Annotated in this window: 12 protein-coding genes; 6 read left to right on the top strand and 6 right to left on the bottom strand. The window is 75.8% G+C overall.

Annotated features, from left to right (window positions below; translation table 11 throughout):
• Positions 1–142 precede the first annotated feature (142 nt).
• Both hpt and CO540_RS30440 read right to left on the bottom strand, forming a co-directional pair.
• Positions 143–718 (bottom strand): hypoxanthine phosphoribosyltransferase, encoded by a 576-nt coding sequence (gene hpt, locus CO540_RS21325; RefSeq protein ID WP_091568626.1) that lies wholly within the window; start codon positions 716–718, stop codon positions 143–145.
• Positions 719–817: 99 nt separating this feature from the next.
• Positions 818–955, bottom strand: a complete 138-nt coding sequence (locus tag CO540_RS30440) for a hypothetical protein (RefSeq protein ID WP_172967895.1) — start codon at positions 953–955, stop codon at positions 818–820.
• A gap of 150 nt (positions 956–1105) precedes the next feature.
• Between CO540_RS30440 and CO540_RS21320 the strand changes: the two genes are divergently transcribed.
• On the top strand, positions 1106–2065 hold the full coding sequence (locus CO540_RS21320; protein ID WP_091568625.1) for a GlxA family transcriptional regulator: 960 nt from the start codon (positions 1106–1108) through the stop codon (positions 2063–2065).
• 20 nt (positions 2066–2085) lie between these two features.
• Here the strand turns inward: CO540_RS21320 and tilS are convergent, their stop codons facing one another.
• The 3 genes from tilS to dacB all read right to left on the bottom strand — a co-directional run bounded on the left by tilS (position 2086) and on the right by dacB (position 5734).
• On the bottom strand, positions 2086–3036 hold the full coding sequence (tilS, locus tag CO540_RS21315) for a tRNA lysidine(34) synthetase TilS (protein ID WP_099164885.1): 951 nt from the start codon (positions 3034–3036) through the stop codon (positions 2086–2088).
• Positions 3037–3088: 52 nt separating this feature from the next.
• Positions 3089–4156 (bottom strand): zinc-dependent metalloprotease, encoded by a 1068-nt coding sequence (locus tag CO540_RS21310; protein WP_091576847.1) that lies wholly within the window; start codon positions 4154–4156, stop codon positions 3089–3091.
• 66 nt (positions 4157–4222) lie between these two features.
• Positions 4223–5734 carry a D-alanyl-D-alanine carboxypeptidase/D-alanyl-D-alanine-endopeptidase gene (dacB, locus tag CO540_RS21305; RefSeq protein WP_172968057.1) on the bottom strand — a complete coding sequence of 504 codons (1512 nt, stop codon included), beginning with the start codon at positions 5732–5734 and terminating at the stop codon, positions 4223–4225.
• Between the two features lie 365 nt (positions 5735–6099).
• Between dacB and CO540_RS21300 the strand changes: the two genes are divergently transcribed.
• Positions 6100–6606 carry an inorganic diphosphatase gene (locus CO540_RS21300; protein ID WP_013288994.1) on the top strand — a complete coding sequence of 169 codons (507 nt, stop codon included), beginning with the start codon at positions 6100–6102 and terminating at the stop codon, positions 6604–6606.
• Between the two features lie 55 nt (positions 6607–6661).
• Here the strand turns inward: CO540_RS21300 and eccD are convergent, their stop codons facing one another.
• On the bottom strand, positions 6662–8044 hold the full coding sequence (gene eccD / locus CO540_RS21295) for a type VII secretion integral membrane protein EccD (protein ID WP_099163375.1): 1383 nt from the start codon (positions 8042–8044) through the stop codon (positions 6662–6664).
• A gap of 100 nt (positions 8045–8144) precedes the next feature.
• Here eccD and eccCa point away from each other — a divergent pair, with 100 nt between their 5' ends.
• From eccCa to CO540_RS21275, 4 genes are all read left to right on the top strand, one after another.
• Positions 8145–12092, top strand: coding sequence for a type VII secretion protein EccCa (gene eccCa, locus CO540_RS21290; protein WP_099163374.1), 3948 nt, complete (start codon positions 8145–8147; stop codon positions 12090–12092).
• An 88-nt stretch (positions 12093–12180) separates the two neighbouring features.
• Positions 12181–13500 carry a type VII secretion-associated serine protease mycosin gene (gene mycP, locus CO540_RS21285; RefSeq protein ID WP_172967894.1) on the top strand — a complete coding sequence of 440 codons (1320 nt, stop codon included), beginning with the start codon at positions 12181–12183 and terminating at the stop codon, positions 13498–13500.
• Between the two features lie 48 nt (positions 13501–13548).
• Positions 13549–14343: a phosphatase PAP2 family protein gene (locus CO540_RS21280; RefSeq protein ID WP_099163372.1), complete on the top strand. Its 795-nt coding sequence runs from the start codon at positions 13549–13551 to the stop codon at positions 14341–14343.
• Between the two features lie 30 nt (positions 14344–14373).
• On the top strand, positions 14374–15099 hold the full coding sequence (locus CO540_RS21275) for a phosphatase PAP2 family protein (protein WP_091568615.1): 726 nt from the start codon (positions 14374–14376) through the stop codon (positions 15097–15099).
• Positions 15100–15120 lie beyond the last annotated feature (21 nt).

Genomic DNA, 15120 nt, shown 5'->3' with positions numbered 1-15120 from the left:
TCCGCACCCGACCCGCCCACACCGCCCGGTCACGCGGCTCGAGGGGTCGGGCGTGGAGGGTGCCTCCACGTCACCGGTCTCTACCGTAGACCGAAAGGCTGAGAGCCCGCTGAACGTCCGCTGACGAGCGGCCCGACGGCGCTCAGGCGCGGGCGTAGACCTCGGGCTTGAGCACGCCGACGTAGGGCAGCTCGCGGTAGCGCTCGCCGAAGTCGAGGCCGTAGCCGACGACGAACTCGGTGGGGATGTCGAAGCCGACGTACTTCACCGGCACCTCGACCTTGACCGCGTCCGGCTTGCGGAACAGCGCGACCACCTCGACGCTGGCCGCCGAGCGCGACTCCAGGTAGCGCAGCAGCCAGGAGAGCGTCAGGCCGGAGTCGACGATGTCCTCGACGACGACCACGTGCCGGCCGGCGATGTCGCGGTCCAGGTCCTTGAGGATGCGGACCACGCCGGACGAGGTGGTGCCCTGGCCGTACGAGGAGACGGCCATGAACTCCAGCTCGGCGGGCGGGCCCTGGCGGCCCAGCGCGCGGGCGAAGTCGGCCATGAACATGACCGCGCCCTTGAGCACGCAGACGAGCAGGAGACCGTCCTCGACGTGTGCGTAGTCCGCCGAGACCTGCTTGGCCAGTTCCGCGGTCTTCTCGCGGATCTGCGCCTCGGAGATGATCACGTGGTCGATGTCGGCGTCGTACCAGGAGCCGTCAGCCATGCTCCTAGCCTGCCGTACGCCGGATGGCCTCCGTCGGCGGGGCCGCCCCTTTTGGCGCGGTCCCGCCGGGGATTTTCGGCGCGAACGAGGCAAATCACCTCAGCAGGTGCGGGAGCGCCAGCGCCGCCCGTCATCGGTCGGCTTCCAGTCGGCCGAGTCGCGGGTGTCGGCGGTGAGCCCGAGGGCGCTGGCGCCGACGAGCAGGAGCAGGAAGAGCAGGAGCAGGAGAACGGTCATGGCGGCGCTCGCTTTCGCGTGGTTTGGATGGTTTTCGCCGCCGGTGCGCACCGGACACCATCTAGTTTCCGGCCCGCCGTCCGGTCCGGACAGTGGCAGGAATGCCAGCGGGCATCGATTTCCTGCCACCTCTCGGGTTACCCTCGTCACATGCTCCGCTCCGTCGCCGTCATCGCCCTCGACGAGGTCGCCGCGTTCGAACTCGGCGTCGTCGCCGAGGTGTTCGGCACCGACCGCACGGTCGACGGCTTCCCCGGCTACCGGTTCGACGTCTGCACCGCCGACGGCGCCCCGGTCCGCAGCCGCTCCGGCTTCCTGCTCACCCCCACCGCCGACCTCGCGCCCGTGGACGAGGCCGACCTGGTGGCGGTGCCGGCGCACGCCGAGGGGACGCCGGTGCCCGAGCCGGTGCTCGCCGCGCTGCGCCGCGCCGCCGACCGGGGCGCCTGGCTGCTCAGCGTCTGCGCCGGCGCGTTCGTGCTCGGCGAGGCGGGCCTGCTCGACGGGCGCGACTGCACCACCCACTGGCGGCACGTCGACGAGCTCCAGCAGCGCTTCCCGGCGGCCCGGGTCCGGTGCAACTCGCTCTACGTGCAGGACGGCCGGCTGCTCACCAGCGCCGGCACCGCCGCCGGGATCGACGCCTGCCTGCACCTGGTCCGCCAGGCGCACGGCTCGGCCGTGGCCACCCGGCTGGCCCGGCGGATGGTCGTCCCGCCGCACCGCGACGGCGGGCAGGCCCAGTACGTCGAGGCGCCGATCCCCCGCGCCCCGGAGGCCCCCACGCTCGAACCGGTGCTGGAGTGGCTGATGGGCCACCTCGACCGCACCGTCACCGTGGACGAGCTGGCCGCCCGGGCCGACATGGCGCCGCGGACCTTCGCCCGCCGGTTCCGGGCCGAGACCGGCACCACCCCGCACGACTGGCTGACCAACCAACGGGTGCTGCTCGCCCGACGACTGCTGGAGGACACCCGGCTCAGCGTGGAGAGCGTCGCCGACCAGGCCGGCTTCGGCGACGCGGCAGCGCTGCGGCACCACTTCACCCGCCGGGTCGGCACCACCCCGCACGCCTACCGGACCACGTTCCGCGAGCGCGCCGACGCCTGACCGTCGCCCCGCCGCGACGGTCAGCCGAGCAGGCGGTCGGCGTGACGGCGGACCGGACGACCGCCGGGCAGGTGCACCGGCCCCTGCCCCCGCCAGCCGGTGACCAGGGCGTCCAATGCCGCCACGTGCCGCTGCGACAGGGCAGCCGGCGCGGCCCCCAGCTCCCGGGCCCAGGCGTGCAGCACCCGGGTGCGCACCGCCGCGGGCAGCGCGGCCAGCTTGTCGACCGACAACCCCTCATCGCCGGCCCGGACGTCGGCCAAGGCGGCGTCGGCCAACGCGTCCAGGGCGGCGGTGTCGGCCGCGAGCAGCCGGGCGGTCCGGGCCAGGTTCGCCACCACGCCCGGGCCGAGCGCGGCGACGAGCGCCGGCAGCGCGTCGGCCCGGACCCGGGCCCGGGCGTACGCGGGGTCGGTGTTGTGCGGATCGGTCCACGGGTCGAGCCCGAGCGCGGCGCAGGCCGACCGGGTGTCGTCGCGCGCGACGTCGAGCAGCGGGCGCAGCAGCGGCACCCCGTCGAGGTCGCGCCGTTCCGGCATGCCGGACAGTCCGCGCGGGCCGGCGCCCCGGGCCAGCGCCAGCAGCACCGTCTCGGCCTGGTCGTCGCGGGTGTGCCCGAGCAGGACCCCGGCCGCGCCGTGCCGGCGGGCGACCTCGACCAACGCCTCGTAGCGGGCCCCGCGGGCGGCGGCCTCGGGACCGCCGGGCCGCCCGTCCACGCGTACCCGGAGCACCTCGACCGGGTCGAGCCCGGCCGTGCGGGCCCAGGCGGCGACCGCGTCGGCCCGCTCGGCGGAGCCGGGCTGGAGGGCGTGGTCGACCGTGACCAGTCCGGCCGGGCGGCCGAGCCGGGGAGCCACGAACGCGGTGGCGGCGGCGAGCGCCAGCGAGTCGGGGCCGCCGGAGCAGGCCACCAGGACCGGTCCGGCGGCGGGCAGGTCGGTCAGCAGCCGCCGCACGGCGAGCCGCACGGCCGCCACGGACGGCGCGGGCGCCGGGCCGACCGGCGGCCGGAGGGCCGGGTCAGCCGGCGGCCGGGGTGGCACCGGCCGGCCCGTGCACCCGGTTCACCCAGGCGTCCGGATCGCCCAGCTCGTCGAGCCGGGGCAGGGTGAGCGGGGAGGAGAAGATCTTGTTGAAGCCGGCCATGCCGACCCGGTCGACCACGCCGTGCACGAACTTGCGGCCCTCGGCGTACTGGCGCATCTTGACCTCGATGCCGAGCAGCCGGCGGATCGCCTTCTCCAGCGGGTTGCCGGACTCCCGGCGGCGGTTGAACGCGGCCCGGATCGCGCCGACGCTGGGGATGACCTCGGGGCCGACGCCGTCCATCACGAACTCGGCGTGCCCCTCCAGCAGCGTCATCAACGCGGTCAGCCGGTCCAGCACGGCGCGCTGCGCCGGGGTCTGCACGATGTCGAGCACGCTGGCCCGGCTCTCCGGGTCCTTCACCGCGTCGGAGAGCGTCGCCACGCCGCGGCGCAGCCGCTCCAGCAGGTGCTCACCGCCCTGCGAGGCGTCCACGAACGCCTGCACCTCGCCGAGGAAGTAGGCGCGCATCCACGGCACGGCGGTGAACTGGGTCCGGTGGGTCACCTCGTGCAGGCACACCCAGAGGCGGAAGTCGCGCGGGTCCGCGCCGAGCTTCCGCTCCACCTCGACGATGTTCGGGGCCACCAGCAGCAGTTGGCCCGGGTCGCCGGCGAAGACCTCGTACTGGCCGAGGACCCGGCCGGAGAGGTAGGCCAGCACGGTGCCGGCCTGCACGCCGGTGAGCCGGGAGCCGATCGCCTCGGTGAGCGCGCCGGGCCGCTTGTCCCCGGAGAGCCGCTCGACCAGTGGCGTGACCACCTCGCGCAGCCCGGCGATGTTGGCCGCCGCCCAGTCCCGGCGGTCGACCACGCGCACCGGCGGGTGGGCCACCTGGGCGCGCAGCCCGGTGTAGTCGGCCACGTGACCGGCGGCCTCCTCGGTCAGCCGGCGCAGGTCGCCCACCACGTCGGTGGCCTCCGCGTATGACACGCGGGGGCCCGACTTGCCCAGCGCCCCCGCGGTCGCGGCGGCCAGATCCCAGTCCACGAACTGCGCCATGAACCCACCGTACCCGCGCCGCGACACCCCCACCCGGGCTCGCGTCGGCCGATCGACGTCGGTCGGTCAGCGGCAGCCGCAGCCGGCCAGCGCGGATGTGATCCGGTCGAGCGCCTGCCGGGTTTCGTCCAGCGAGCCCTGCGTCCGGTCGGTGAGCACGGCGAAGGTGAGCAGCCGCCCGTCGGCGGTGAGCACCGTTCCGGCGATCGCGTTCACCCCGGTCAGGGTCCCGGTCTTGGCCCGCACCACGCCGGCGCCGGCGGCGGTGGCGGCCGCCCGGTAGCGCTCGTCGAGCGTGCCGGACCAGCCGCCGACCGGCAGCCCGCCGAAGATCGCCGCCAGCTCCGGGTGGCTGCCGTTCCCGGCGAGCGTGATCAGCTCGGTGAGCAGGGACGGGCTGATCCGGTTGGTGCGCGACAGCCCGCTGCCGTCGGCGAGGCTGATCTCGCCGGCCGGCAGTCCCAGCTCGCCGAGCACCTCGTCGGTGGCGGCCGCGCCCCCGGTGAACGAGCCGGGCTTGCCCTTGGCCAGCGCCACCTGGCGGGCCATCGCCTCGGCGATCACGTTGTCGCTGTCGCTGATCATGATGTCGACCAGCCGGATCACCGGCAGGGACTCGACCTTGCCCAGCTCGGTGCCGGGCGCCGGGCCGGCCGACCCGGAACCCCCGGCGGTCGGCGCCGCGCCCCGGGTCACCTGGGCGGCACCACCGGTGAGCCCGAGCAGCTTGGCGAACTGCCGGCCGGCGGTCAGGTCCGGCTGGGGCACCCGCTCGGCGGCGTGGTTGGTCTCCTCGGCGGTGCGCCGCGCCAGCGCCGGGTCCTTGCGGGCGCCGTCGGTCATCAGCGCGGTGATCGCCGCGCCGAAGCCGCCGGTGGGGATGTCGGCGTCCCAGCCGGGCTCGAAGACCGGCCCGCTGAACAGCGACGAGTCGACGATCACCTTGGTCGGTGCGGTGCCGCCGAGCGCGTCGCGCACCTGGGCGGCCAGGTCGTCCAGCCGGGCCGCGCCCGGGTAGAAGCCGTTCTTGTCCACCGCGAGCGTGGGGTCGCCGCCGCCGACCAGCACCACCTCGCCGGGGTTCGGGCCGGCCACCGCGCGGGTGGGGATCCGGTAAGCCGGGCCACGCGCCGCGAGCACCGCGACACCGGTGGCGAGCTTGGTCACCGAGGCGGGCACGGTCGGCGCGTCCGGTCCCTTGCCGTAGAGCGCCTCGCCGGTGGCCACGTCCGCCACCGAGACGTTCACCCGGTCGCCGAGCGCGGCGGCGCCCACCAGCGGTTCCAGCGCGGCCCGGATCCCGGCCTCGGTGGGCAGCGGCGCGTTGGCGTCGGGACCGCCGAGCACGGCCGGCGGGTCCGGCTCGGGCGGCGCGGCGGTGGCACCGGACGGGGTGGCCTCGCCGCCCAGCAGACGGGCGACCGGACCCGGGCGGAGCACCGCCAGCCCGGCCACCGCGAGGACCAGCACCAGCACGCCCGCCAGCGCCGCGACCAGGCGGCCACGACGGCGGCGCGGCGGAACGGCGGGCGGGGGCGGCGGCGGGGCGGCGCCGACCGGCGGGACCGGCGGGCTCACCGGGATCGGAGCAGGCGCGCCGGGCCAGCTCACCGGGGCCGCCGCCGGGTCGCCGGTCGGGGTGACCCGGGCCGATCCGCTGGCCGGGGCCGGACGATGGGGAACGTTGGCGCCGGGGACGGACACCCGCCCGGTGGCTCCACCGGAACCGGATCCGACGGACCGTCGCCCGTCAACCCCCTCGGGGCGGTAGTGTGAATCTTCCCTCCCCACGGCCCCCTCCTCCCCGCTCGAAATCACCTTGGGTGACACTACTTCGGTCCGAACACTATGCGGCGGCCGGAGCCGGCGGGGGGCGTTCACCCGTGCGGGCGGCGAGCCGCTGGTTCCGTTAGCCAGCGTGGGCAAACGAGGGAGCGTGGGAAATGGATTTCGACGTCACGGTTGAGATCCCCAAGGGTCACCGCAACAAGTACGAGGTGGACCACGCGACCGGCCGGATCCGGCTGGACCGCACCCTCTTCACCTCCACGCAGTACCCGGCCGACTACGGCTTCATCGAGGGCACCCTGGGCGAGGACGGCGACCCGCTGGACGCGCTGGTGCTGGTGCCCGAGCCGACCTTCCCCGGCTGCCTGATCCGCTGCCGCACCATCGGCATGTTCCGGATGACCGACGAGAAGGGCGGCGACGACAAGGTCCTCTGCGTTCCCTACGAGGACCCGCGCCAGGAGCACCTGCGGGACATCCACCACCTGGGCGAGTTCGACCGCCTGGAGATCCAGCACTTCTTCGAGGTCTACAAGGACCTGGAGCCGGGCAAGTCGGTCGAGGGCGCGACCTGGGTCGGCCGGGTCGAGGCCGAGGCCGAGATCGCCGCGTCCTACCGGCGCGCCAAGGAGGCCGAGGAGCGCGGCGAGACGCTGCACTGACGGTCACGCTTCGCCACGGCCCGGGTCGCACGTCGCGGCCCGGGCCGTCGCGTACTCAGGCGAGCAGGCCGCGGGCCCGGTCGTAGAGGTCGAGCACCGCGCAGGCCACCGGGACCACCGCGACCACCAGGGCGGTGTCGGTCAGGTCGGCCAGCCGGCCGAGGTACGGGGACACCGGTCGCCGGGCGTACGTGGCGCCGGCGGTCACCGCCACCAGGGCCAGGGCCAGCCCGCCGACGGTCAGCGCGAGTCGCCCGCCCGGACCGGCCCGTTCCGCCAGCACCGCGCCGAGCAGGGCGTACCCGGCGAGCCCGGCGACGACGGCCGGCAGCCGGTGCCGCACCGCCACGAAGAGCCGGGAGCGCAGCAGCAGCACCCCGCTGCCGACGGCGACCAGCAGCCACGCGGCGGTCCCGCCGGCCGCGACGAGCACCCCGATCGCGCCGACGGCCAGCGCGGCGTGGCCGATCAGCATCCCGGTCAGTACCTCCTCGGCGCGGGCCACGGCGGCGTGCACCCGTCCCCGGTCGGGCAGGTCACGGGTGCCGGCGGGAGCGGGCAGGGTGAGCGGCGGCAGCGGCAGCTTGCCGAGCCGGATGGCCAGCAGCGGCAGCCCGCCGAGCGCGAAGACCAGGACGGCGAGCAGCACGGCCGCGGTGCCGGCGGGCGTCAGCAGCAGCCCACCGAGCGCGGCCACCGCCCCGGCCGCGCCCACTGTGACGCCGGCTACGAAGACCCGGGACCGGCTGGCCACCCCGAGCAGGCCGAGCACCGCCACCAGCAGCAGCGCCACCGAGCCGACGAGCAGTTCGGGGGCGCCGATCCAGCGCAGCCCGGGGATCGGACCGACCGGGTCGCCCGGGCCGACCGCCAGCGCGCCGGCCGTCGCCGCCCAGGGCAGCGCGTACCCGCCGAGGGTGGCGCCGACCGGGCCGTCCCCGTACGCCCGGGACGCCGCGGTGGCGGCGAGCACCAGGATCAGGGCGACCGCCGCGGCGACCGGCCAGTCCCGGCCCCCGGCGCCGGCGGTCAGCACGGCGACCAGCCCGACGGCCAGCGGCACGCCGGCCCCGGCCAGCGCGGCGGCCCGGGTGGCCGGGGCGGACCAGGCGGCGCCCCGGCGTCGGGCCCCGTCGACGATCGCCTCGACCACGTCGTCGTACTCCAGTTCGGGCCACTCGGCGCGGGCCGGCACGAGGTGCAGCACCTCGCCGTCCCGGACGCCCTGCGGCAGCAGCGCCTGGGCGGTGGCGAGCACCGCGCCGTCGGTGCGCCGCAGCAGCCAGCCGCCGTGCCGTTCCCCGTCGTCGGCCAGCCCCTCCCCGGCGTGCCGGAGCACCTCGGGCAGCAACTCGGCCAGGGGGACCTGCTCCGGCAGGGCCACGTCGACCCGGCGCCGGGGCGCGCTGATGGTGACCCGGGCGAGCCCGCTTGTCATCGACGTATCTCCATCCGGGACCGGATCGGTGGGCTGACGGACGAGAGGACTTTACCTACTATGAGCCAGGCTCGGGTTACCGAGAGCCATGGGAGGATCGTTGTCCACTGTCGTCATCAAGCGGCCGCCGCGCCGCCCGGCCCCGGAGATCCCGGTCGGCGAGCTGCCCGTCGAGGCGCCGCCGGAGATCCCGGTGGCGACCGGGGGGCGCTGGCAGCAGGCGTTGATGGTGTTGCCGATGCTCGGCGGGACGGTGGCCATGGCGATGATGTTCGGCCGGGGCGGCGGGGCCTACTCGTACGCGGTGGGCGGCATGTTCGGGCTCTCCTCGCTGGCCATGCTGGTGACCACCTGGGGCAGCGCCGGCCCGAAGAAGTCCGAGCTGATGGCCGCCCGCCGGGAATACCTGCGCCACCTGGCCACGCTGCGCCGCCGGGTCCGGGAGACCGCCGGCGCCCAGCGGGCCGGGCTCTCCTACCGCCACCCCGAGCCGGGCCGACTCTGGTCCACGGTGGACAGCCACCGGGTCTGGGAACGCCGGCCGGCCGACCCCGACTTCGCCGTGGTCCGGGTCGGTGTCGGGCCGCAGACGCTGGCCACGCCACTGGTTCCGCCGGTCACCCGGCCGCTGGAGGAGTTGGAGCCGATGACCGCCGGGGCGCTGCGGCGCTTCCTGGACGCGTACTCGGTGGTGCCGGACCTGCCGGTGGCGCTGTCGCTGCGCAGCTTCGCCCGGGTCTTCGTGCGCGGTCCGGCGGGTCCGGTACGCGGCGCCGGCTCGCCCGCCGCGCAGGCCCTGGCCCGGGCGGTGCTCACCCAGCTCGCGGTCTTCCACGCCCCGGACGAGCTGCTGGTCGCGGTCTGTGCCGGGCCGGAGCGCCGGGACCGGTGGGAGTGGGTGAAGTGGCTGCCGCACGCCCACCACCCGACGCGTACCGACGCCCTGGGCGCGGTGCGCCTGGTCACCAGCTCCGCCGCCGACCTGGAACGGCTCCTCGCCGACGTGCTCGGCAGCCGGTCCCGGTTCAGCCCGCACGGCCCGGCCACCGACGGGCCGCACGTGGTCGTGGTGCTCGACGGCGGCGACCTGACCGGCGCCGCCGACCTGGCCGGCGACGGCGGCATCGACGCGGTCACCGTGCTCGACCTGGACACCCCGCCCCCACGGCTGCTCGACCGCTACGCGCTGCTGCTCGACCTGGTCGACGGCCGGCTGCACTCGCACTCCGCGGAAGGGCACGCCGAGGTCGGCGCCGCCGACGCGCTGCCGGCCGCCGACGCCGAGGCGGTGGCCCGGCGACTCGCGCCGCTGCGGCTGGCCGGCACCGTACGCGGACCGGACGCGCCGCCCGGCGCCGAGCCGGGCCTGCCCGAGCTGCTCGGCCTCGGCGACCCCGAGGGCTTCACCGCCGAGCAGGGGTGGGCGCCCCGGGCCGCGCGGGACCGGCTGCGGGTACCGATCGGGGTGGGCGCCGACGGCGGGGCGATCGACCTCGACCTGAAGGAGTCGGCGCAGGACGGGATGGGGCCGCACGGCCTGCTGATCGGCGCCACCGGCTCGGGCAAGTCGGAGCTGCTCCGCACGCTCGTGCTCGGCCTGGCCGCCACGCACAGCTCGGAGCAGCTCAACTTCGTGCTCGTCGACTTCAAGGGCGGCGCCACGTTCGCGCCGTTCGAGCGGCTGCCGCACACCGCCGCCGTGATCACCAACCTGGCCGACGCGCTGCCCCTGGTCGACCGGATGGTGGACGCGATCAACGGGGAGCTGATGCGCCGGCAGGAGCTGCTGCGCCGGGCGGGCAACTTCGCCAGCGTGCGCGACTACGAGCGGGCCCGGGCGGCCGGCACCCCGCTGGCCCCGCTGCCGTCGCTGCTGCTGATCTGCGACGAGTTCTCCGAGCTGCTCTCCGCCAAGCCCGACTTCATCGACCTGTTCGTGCAGATCGGGCGGCTCGGCCGGTCGCTCGGGGTGCACCTGCTGCTGGCCAGCCAACGGCTGGAGGAGGGCCGGCTGCGCGGGCTGGACACCCACCTGTCCTACCGGATCGGGTTGCGCACGTTCTCCGCGCTGGAGTCCCGGACCGTGCTCGGCGTGCCGGACGCGCACGAGCTGCCCCGCACCCCGGGCCACGGCTACCTGCGCTCCGGCACCGACCCGCTGGTCCGGTTCAAGGCCGCGTACGTCTCCGGGACGGTCCGCCGCCGCCCCGGCCCGGCGGGTACGGCCGGCGCCGGGAGCCCTCGCGTGCTCGCCTTCTCCAGCCACCTGGTCCCGGTGCCCGAGCCGGCCGCGCCGGCGGCCCTTCCGGCCGAGGAGGAGACCGGCGGGACCCTGCTCGACCTGCTGGTGGACCGGCTGGCCGGGCAGGGCCCGCCGGCGCACCAGGTGTGGCTCCCCCCGCTGGACGCCTCGCCGACGCTCGACGAGCTGCTCGGCGCGATCGGGAGCGACCCGGTGCGCGGGCTGACCGTGGCCAATCCGGAGCTGCACGGCGCGTTGCAGGTGCCGGTGGCCGTGGTGGACAAGCCGTTCGAGCAGCGGCGGGACCTCTTCTGGCTGGCCCTCGACGGCGCAGCCGGGCACGTCGGGGTGGTCGGCACCACCCGCAGCGGCCGGTCCAGCCTGCTGCGCACGCTGGTCTGCGCGCTCGCCCTCACCCACACGCCGGCCGAGGTGCAGGTCTACTGCCTCGACCTCGGCGGGGGGACGCTCGGCGCGCTGCGCGACCTGCCGCACGTCGGCGGGGTGAGCGGGCGCACCGACGGCACCGCGGTCCGCCGGACCGTCGGCGAGGTCGTCAACGTGCTCGTCGAGCGGGAGCGGCGCTTCACCGAGTCGGGGGTGGAGTCGATGGCGGCCTGGCGTCGGCGACGGGCCGCGGGCGGGCCGGGCGGCGCCGACCCGTTCGGGGACGTGTTCCTGGTGGTCGACGGCTGGAACACCCTGCGCGGCGAGTACGAGGACCTGGAGCCGCTGGTCACCGAGCTGGCCACGCGCGGCCTCGCGTACGGGGTGCACGTGGTGGCGACCGCGCTGCGCTGGTCGGACTTCCGGCCGGCGATCCGCGATCTGTTCGGCTCCCGGCTGGAGCTGCGCCTCGGTGATCCGGCCGACTCGGCGGTGGTCAAGCGGGCGCTGGCGGCGACCGTGCCGGAGGAGCGGCCGGGGCGCGGGATCACCGCCGGCGGGCTGCACTTCCTCACCGCCGAACCGCGGGCCACCACCCTGGGCGCCGAGACCGGCGACCTGGTCAAGGCGGTCGCCGGCGCCTGGGCCGGTCCGGTGGCGCCCCGGGTGCGGCTGCTCCCGCCGGTGCTGCCGTACGCCGAGCTGGACCAGACCTCGACCACCGGGCTGGCGTTCCCGGTGGGGGTGGCCGAGGCGGACCTGTCCCCGGTGGTGCTCGACTTCGCCACCGAACCCAACTTCGTGGTGTTCGGCGACGCCGAGTGCGGCAAGTCCTCGTTCCTGCGCGCGTTGGCCACCTCGATCGTCCGCCGGTTCACCCCGGAGCAGGCCCGGGTGATCCTGGTGGACTACCGGCGCAGCCTGATGGGCACGATCGACACGCCGCACCTGATCGGGTACGGCACGGCCGCGCCGCACACCACCGAGCTGATCGAATCGGCGGCCGGCTACCTGCAGGGGCGGCAGCCCGGTCCCGGGGTGACGCCGGCCGAGCTGCGCGCCCGGTCCTGGTGGACGGGGCCGGAGCTGTTCGTGCTGGTGGACGACTACGACCTGGTGGCCGGCGGGCCGAGCAACCCGTTGCGCGCGTTGGAGGAGCACCTCCCGCACGCCCGGGACGTCGGGCTGCACCTGGTGCTGGCGCGGCGCTCGGGTGGCGCCGGCCGGACGTCGTACGAGCCGGTCATCCAGCGGCTGCGGGAGCTGTCCACGGCCGGGCTGGTGATGTCGGGGGGCCCGGAGGAGGGGCCGCTCGTCGGTCAGGTGAAGGCCGGCCCGCTGCCCCCGGGACGGGCCCGTCTGGTCACCCGCCGTGAGGGCGTACGTCTGGTGCAGTTGGCCCATCTTCCGCCCGGGTGACCGGGCGTGCGGAGTTGCCCCGTGACGGTCGGGACAACCGGTAATCTCCGAGCAGCATGTGTCGGACGCGACGGAATGGCTGGGGAATGTGACCAGGGAACGGCAGGGAGCTCCCGGCGTGCCATCCCGGCGTCTCACCGGACGGGCACTGCTCGCCGCGGTGTCGGCGCTGGTCGTCGCGGGCGGCCCGCTCGCGCCACCGGCGCACGCGACAGCGGCTGTCCCCGTCGCCCGTCCGCTGCCGGCCCGGGCGCCCGACGCGGCGGTCCGCACCGACCAGGTCCGCGACGAGCAGTGGCAGTTGGCGGAGTTGCGGGCGAAGACCGCCTGGCGCACCTCGACCGGTCGCGGCGTGGTGGTCGCGGTGATCGACTCCGGTGTGGACGGTGCGCATCCGGACCTGGCCGGGCAGGTGCTGCCCGGCCTCGACCTGGTCGACCCGGACGGCGCGGGCGGGCCGGACCCGGTCGGGCACGGCACCACGGTGGCCGGGCTGATCGCCGGGCGGGCCGACGACGACCGGGGCGTGGTGGGGCTGGCGCCGGACGCCCGGATCCTCCCGGTCCGCGTGCTGGACGCGGAGAACCGGTACGACGACGCACTGGTCATCGCGAAGGCCGTGCGGTGGGCGGTGGACAACGGCGCCCGCGTGATCAACCTGTCGCTCGGCGGCAGCGGCGACAGCCCGGCCCTGGCCGCGGCGCTCGACTACGCGTTCGCGCGCGACGTGGTGGTGGTCGCCTGCACCGGCAACCTGGCCACGTCGACCAGCACCAAGGTCTGGTACCCGGCCCGGGAGCCGGGCGTGCTGGCGGTGACCGGGCTGGACCGCAACAGCGAGAACCTCTGGTCCGGCTCGGTCACCGGCCGCGAGACCATCCTCAGCGCCCCGGCCACCGCCCTCTACGGCGCGCGGCAGCAGGGCGGCTACTGGCGGGTGCAGGGGACGAGCTTCGCCGCGCCGCTGGTCGCCGCGACGGCTGCCCTGGTCCGGGCCCGCTATCCGCGGATGCCGGCCGGGGACGTGGTGAACCGGCTGATCAGCACCGCCCGGGATCTCGGCCCGACCGGACGGGACGACCGGTTCGGCTTCGGCATGGTGGATCCGGTGGCCGCGCTCACCGCCGACGTGTCGCCGGTGGGGCGCAACCCGCTCGACGACAACGCCTCCCCGGGTGTGGTGGGCTTCGGGCCGGCGCCCGGCGAGGGCCGGGACAGCCGGGCGGCGGGCGCGGGGCAGGGCGGCGATCCGCTCGGCCGTACGCAGCAGTCCGGGTGGTCGGCCCGCCCGGCCGGGCAGGCCGACGACTCCGCGCCGGAGCGGTTGTGGACCGGGCTGGCGTTGTTCGTCGCCCTGGTCACCGGCACCGCGCTGATGGTGCGCCGGTTCCGGCAGAGCCGCCGCTGACCGGCGCGGCCGGTCTGATCAGGCCGTGCCTTGGGTAGTGAACGGCGCATGAACACCACCGGTCCGACGTCCATGCGGGAGCGGTCCTGGCGGGCCCGCCGCCTCGACCCCGACCACTCGCTGGGTCTCCGGCTCACCCTGGCCGCCACCGCGGCCTTCCTGGTGCTCGTGCCGTTCGCCCTGCTCGCGCTGCTGGTGCTGGGCGCCTGGCCGCCGCTGCTCCGACTGGACGCGTCGATCACCGACACGTTCCACGGCTACGCGGTGGACCATCCGGCCTGGGTCCACGTGATGACCGTGTGGACCCACGCGCTGGGGCCGGGGCCGTTGCGGGTGGCCGCCGCGGTGGTGGTGGTGTGGCTGCTGCGTCGCGGCGCGCCCCGGCTGGCCGTGTGGGTGGTCGCCACCATGCTGGTCGGTGGGCTGCTCGGCGCGTTGCTGAAGCTGCTGGTCGGGCGCGACCGGCCGGAGCTGCTGGATCCGGTGGCGCGCGCGGCGGGCTATTCCTTCCCGTCCGGTCACGCGTTGAACGCGGCGCTGGCGGCCGGGGTGTTGCTGCTGGTGTTCCTGCCGTTCGCCCGGGACAGCCGGACCGGTCGGGTCGCGCTGTGGACGGCTGCCGCGCTGGTCATGGTGGTCACCGGGCTGAGCCGGATCGCGTTGGGCGTGCACTGGACCAGCGACGTGGTGGGCGGCTGGGTGCTCGGGGTGGCCGTGGTGGCCGCCACGGCGGCCGCCTTCGCCACGTGGCGGACCTCGACCGGCCGGCGGACCACGCGTCCGCTGCGCGAGGGGATCGAGCCGGAGCTGGCCGAACCGGGGCCGGACGACCCACGGGCGTAGTCCGGCGCGGATCTGGGTAGATGGCGGCCCATGTCCGATGTCGTGGTCCGGGTCACCCGGCGGGTCCTGCTGCCGCTGGCGCTGCTGTTCGCTCTCATGGTGGGGTTGGGACTCCTGGTCACCCGGGTCCTCGCGCACACCTGGCCGTTCACCGTGGAGGACGCGGTCAACCGCGAGCTGGCGGCCGACCGGACGGGGGGTTGGAACGACGTGTCGCTGGTCTTCAGCACGTTGGCCAGCACCCAGATGATCGTCGTGGTGACCGTGCTGGCCGCGCTGGTGCTGCGGTTGGTGCTGCACCGCTGGCGGGAGCCGCTCTTCCTCTGCGCGGCGGTGAGCGCCCAGGCGTTGATCTTCCTCTTCACCACCATGGTCATCGACCGGAACCGCCCGGCCGTCGAGCACATGGACGCGTCCCCGCCGACGTCCAGCTTCCCGTCCGGGCACACGTCCGCCGCGACCGCGCTCTACGTCGGCCTCGCGGTGCTGCTGGCGCTGCGGGCGCGCAGCACCCCGGCCAAGGTCACCTGGTGGGCGCTGCTGGTGCTGGTGCCGGTGGGGGTGGCGTTGACCCGGATGTACCGGGGCATGCACCACCCCAGCGACGTGGTGGCCTCGTTCCTCAACGGCGGGACCTGCGTGGCGATCATGGCGCGCGCGGTGCTCGACCGCACGCTGACCTGGGGGCGCGCGAAACTGCCGCTGAACCGGTCGGGCGACGACGTGGCGCCGGCCGGCGCGCCGGCCGGGGGCTGAACCCCGCGCCGCCCGGCCGCC

The organism is Micromonospora sp. WMMA2032 (assembly GCF_002688545.1).
GTDB lineage: Bacteria > Actinomycetota > Actinomycetes > Mycobacteriales > Micromonosporaceae > Micromonospora > Micromonospora sediminicola.
This window is presented reverse-complemented; position numbering and strand designations above follow the sequence as displayed.

Bases quoted from the DNA above. Each gene is read 5' to 3' on its own strand.
- CO540_RS21320 (WP_091568625.1), top strand. From the start codon at position 1,106: ATGCTCCGCTCCGTCGCCGTCATCGCCCTCGACGAGGTCGCCGCGTTC.
- CO540_RS21300 (WP_013288994.1), top strand. From the start codon at position 6,100: ATGGATTTCGACGTCACGGTTGAGATCCCCAAGGGTCACCGCAACAAG.
- CO540_RS30440 (WP_172967895.1), bottom strand. From the start codon at position 955: ATGACCGTTCTCCTGCTCCTGCTCTTCCTGCTCCTGCTCGTCGGCGCC.
- CO540_RS21280 (WP_099163372.1), top strand. From the start codon at position 13,549: ATGAACACCACCGGTCCGACGTCCATGCGGGAGCGGTCCTGGCGGGCC.
- hpt (WP_091568626.1), bottom strand. From the start codon at position 718: ATGGCTGACGGCTCCTGGTACGACGCCGACATCGACCACGTGATCATC.
- CO540_RS21275 (WP_091568615.1), top strand. From the start codon at position 14,374: ATGTCCGATGTCGTGGTCCGGGTCACCCGGCGGGTCCTGCTGCCGCTG.
- CO540_RS21310 (WP_091576847.1), bottom strand. From the start codon at position 4,156: ATGGCGCAGTTCGTGGACTGGGATCTGGCCGCCGCGACCGCGGGGGCG.
- eccD (WP_099163375.1), bottom strand. From the start codon at position 8,044: ATGACAAGCGGGCTCGCCCGGGTCACCATCAGCGCGCCCCGGCGCCGG.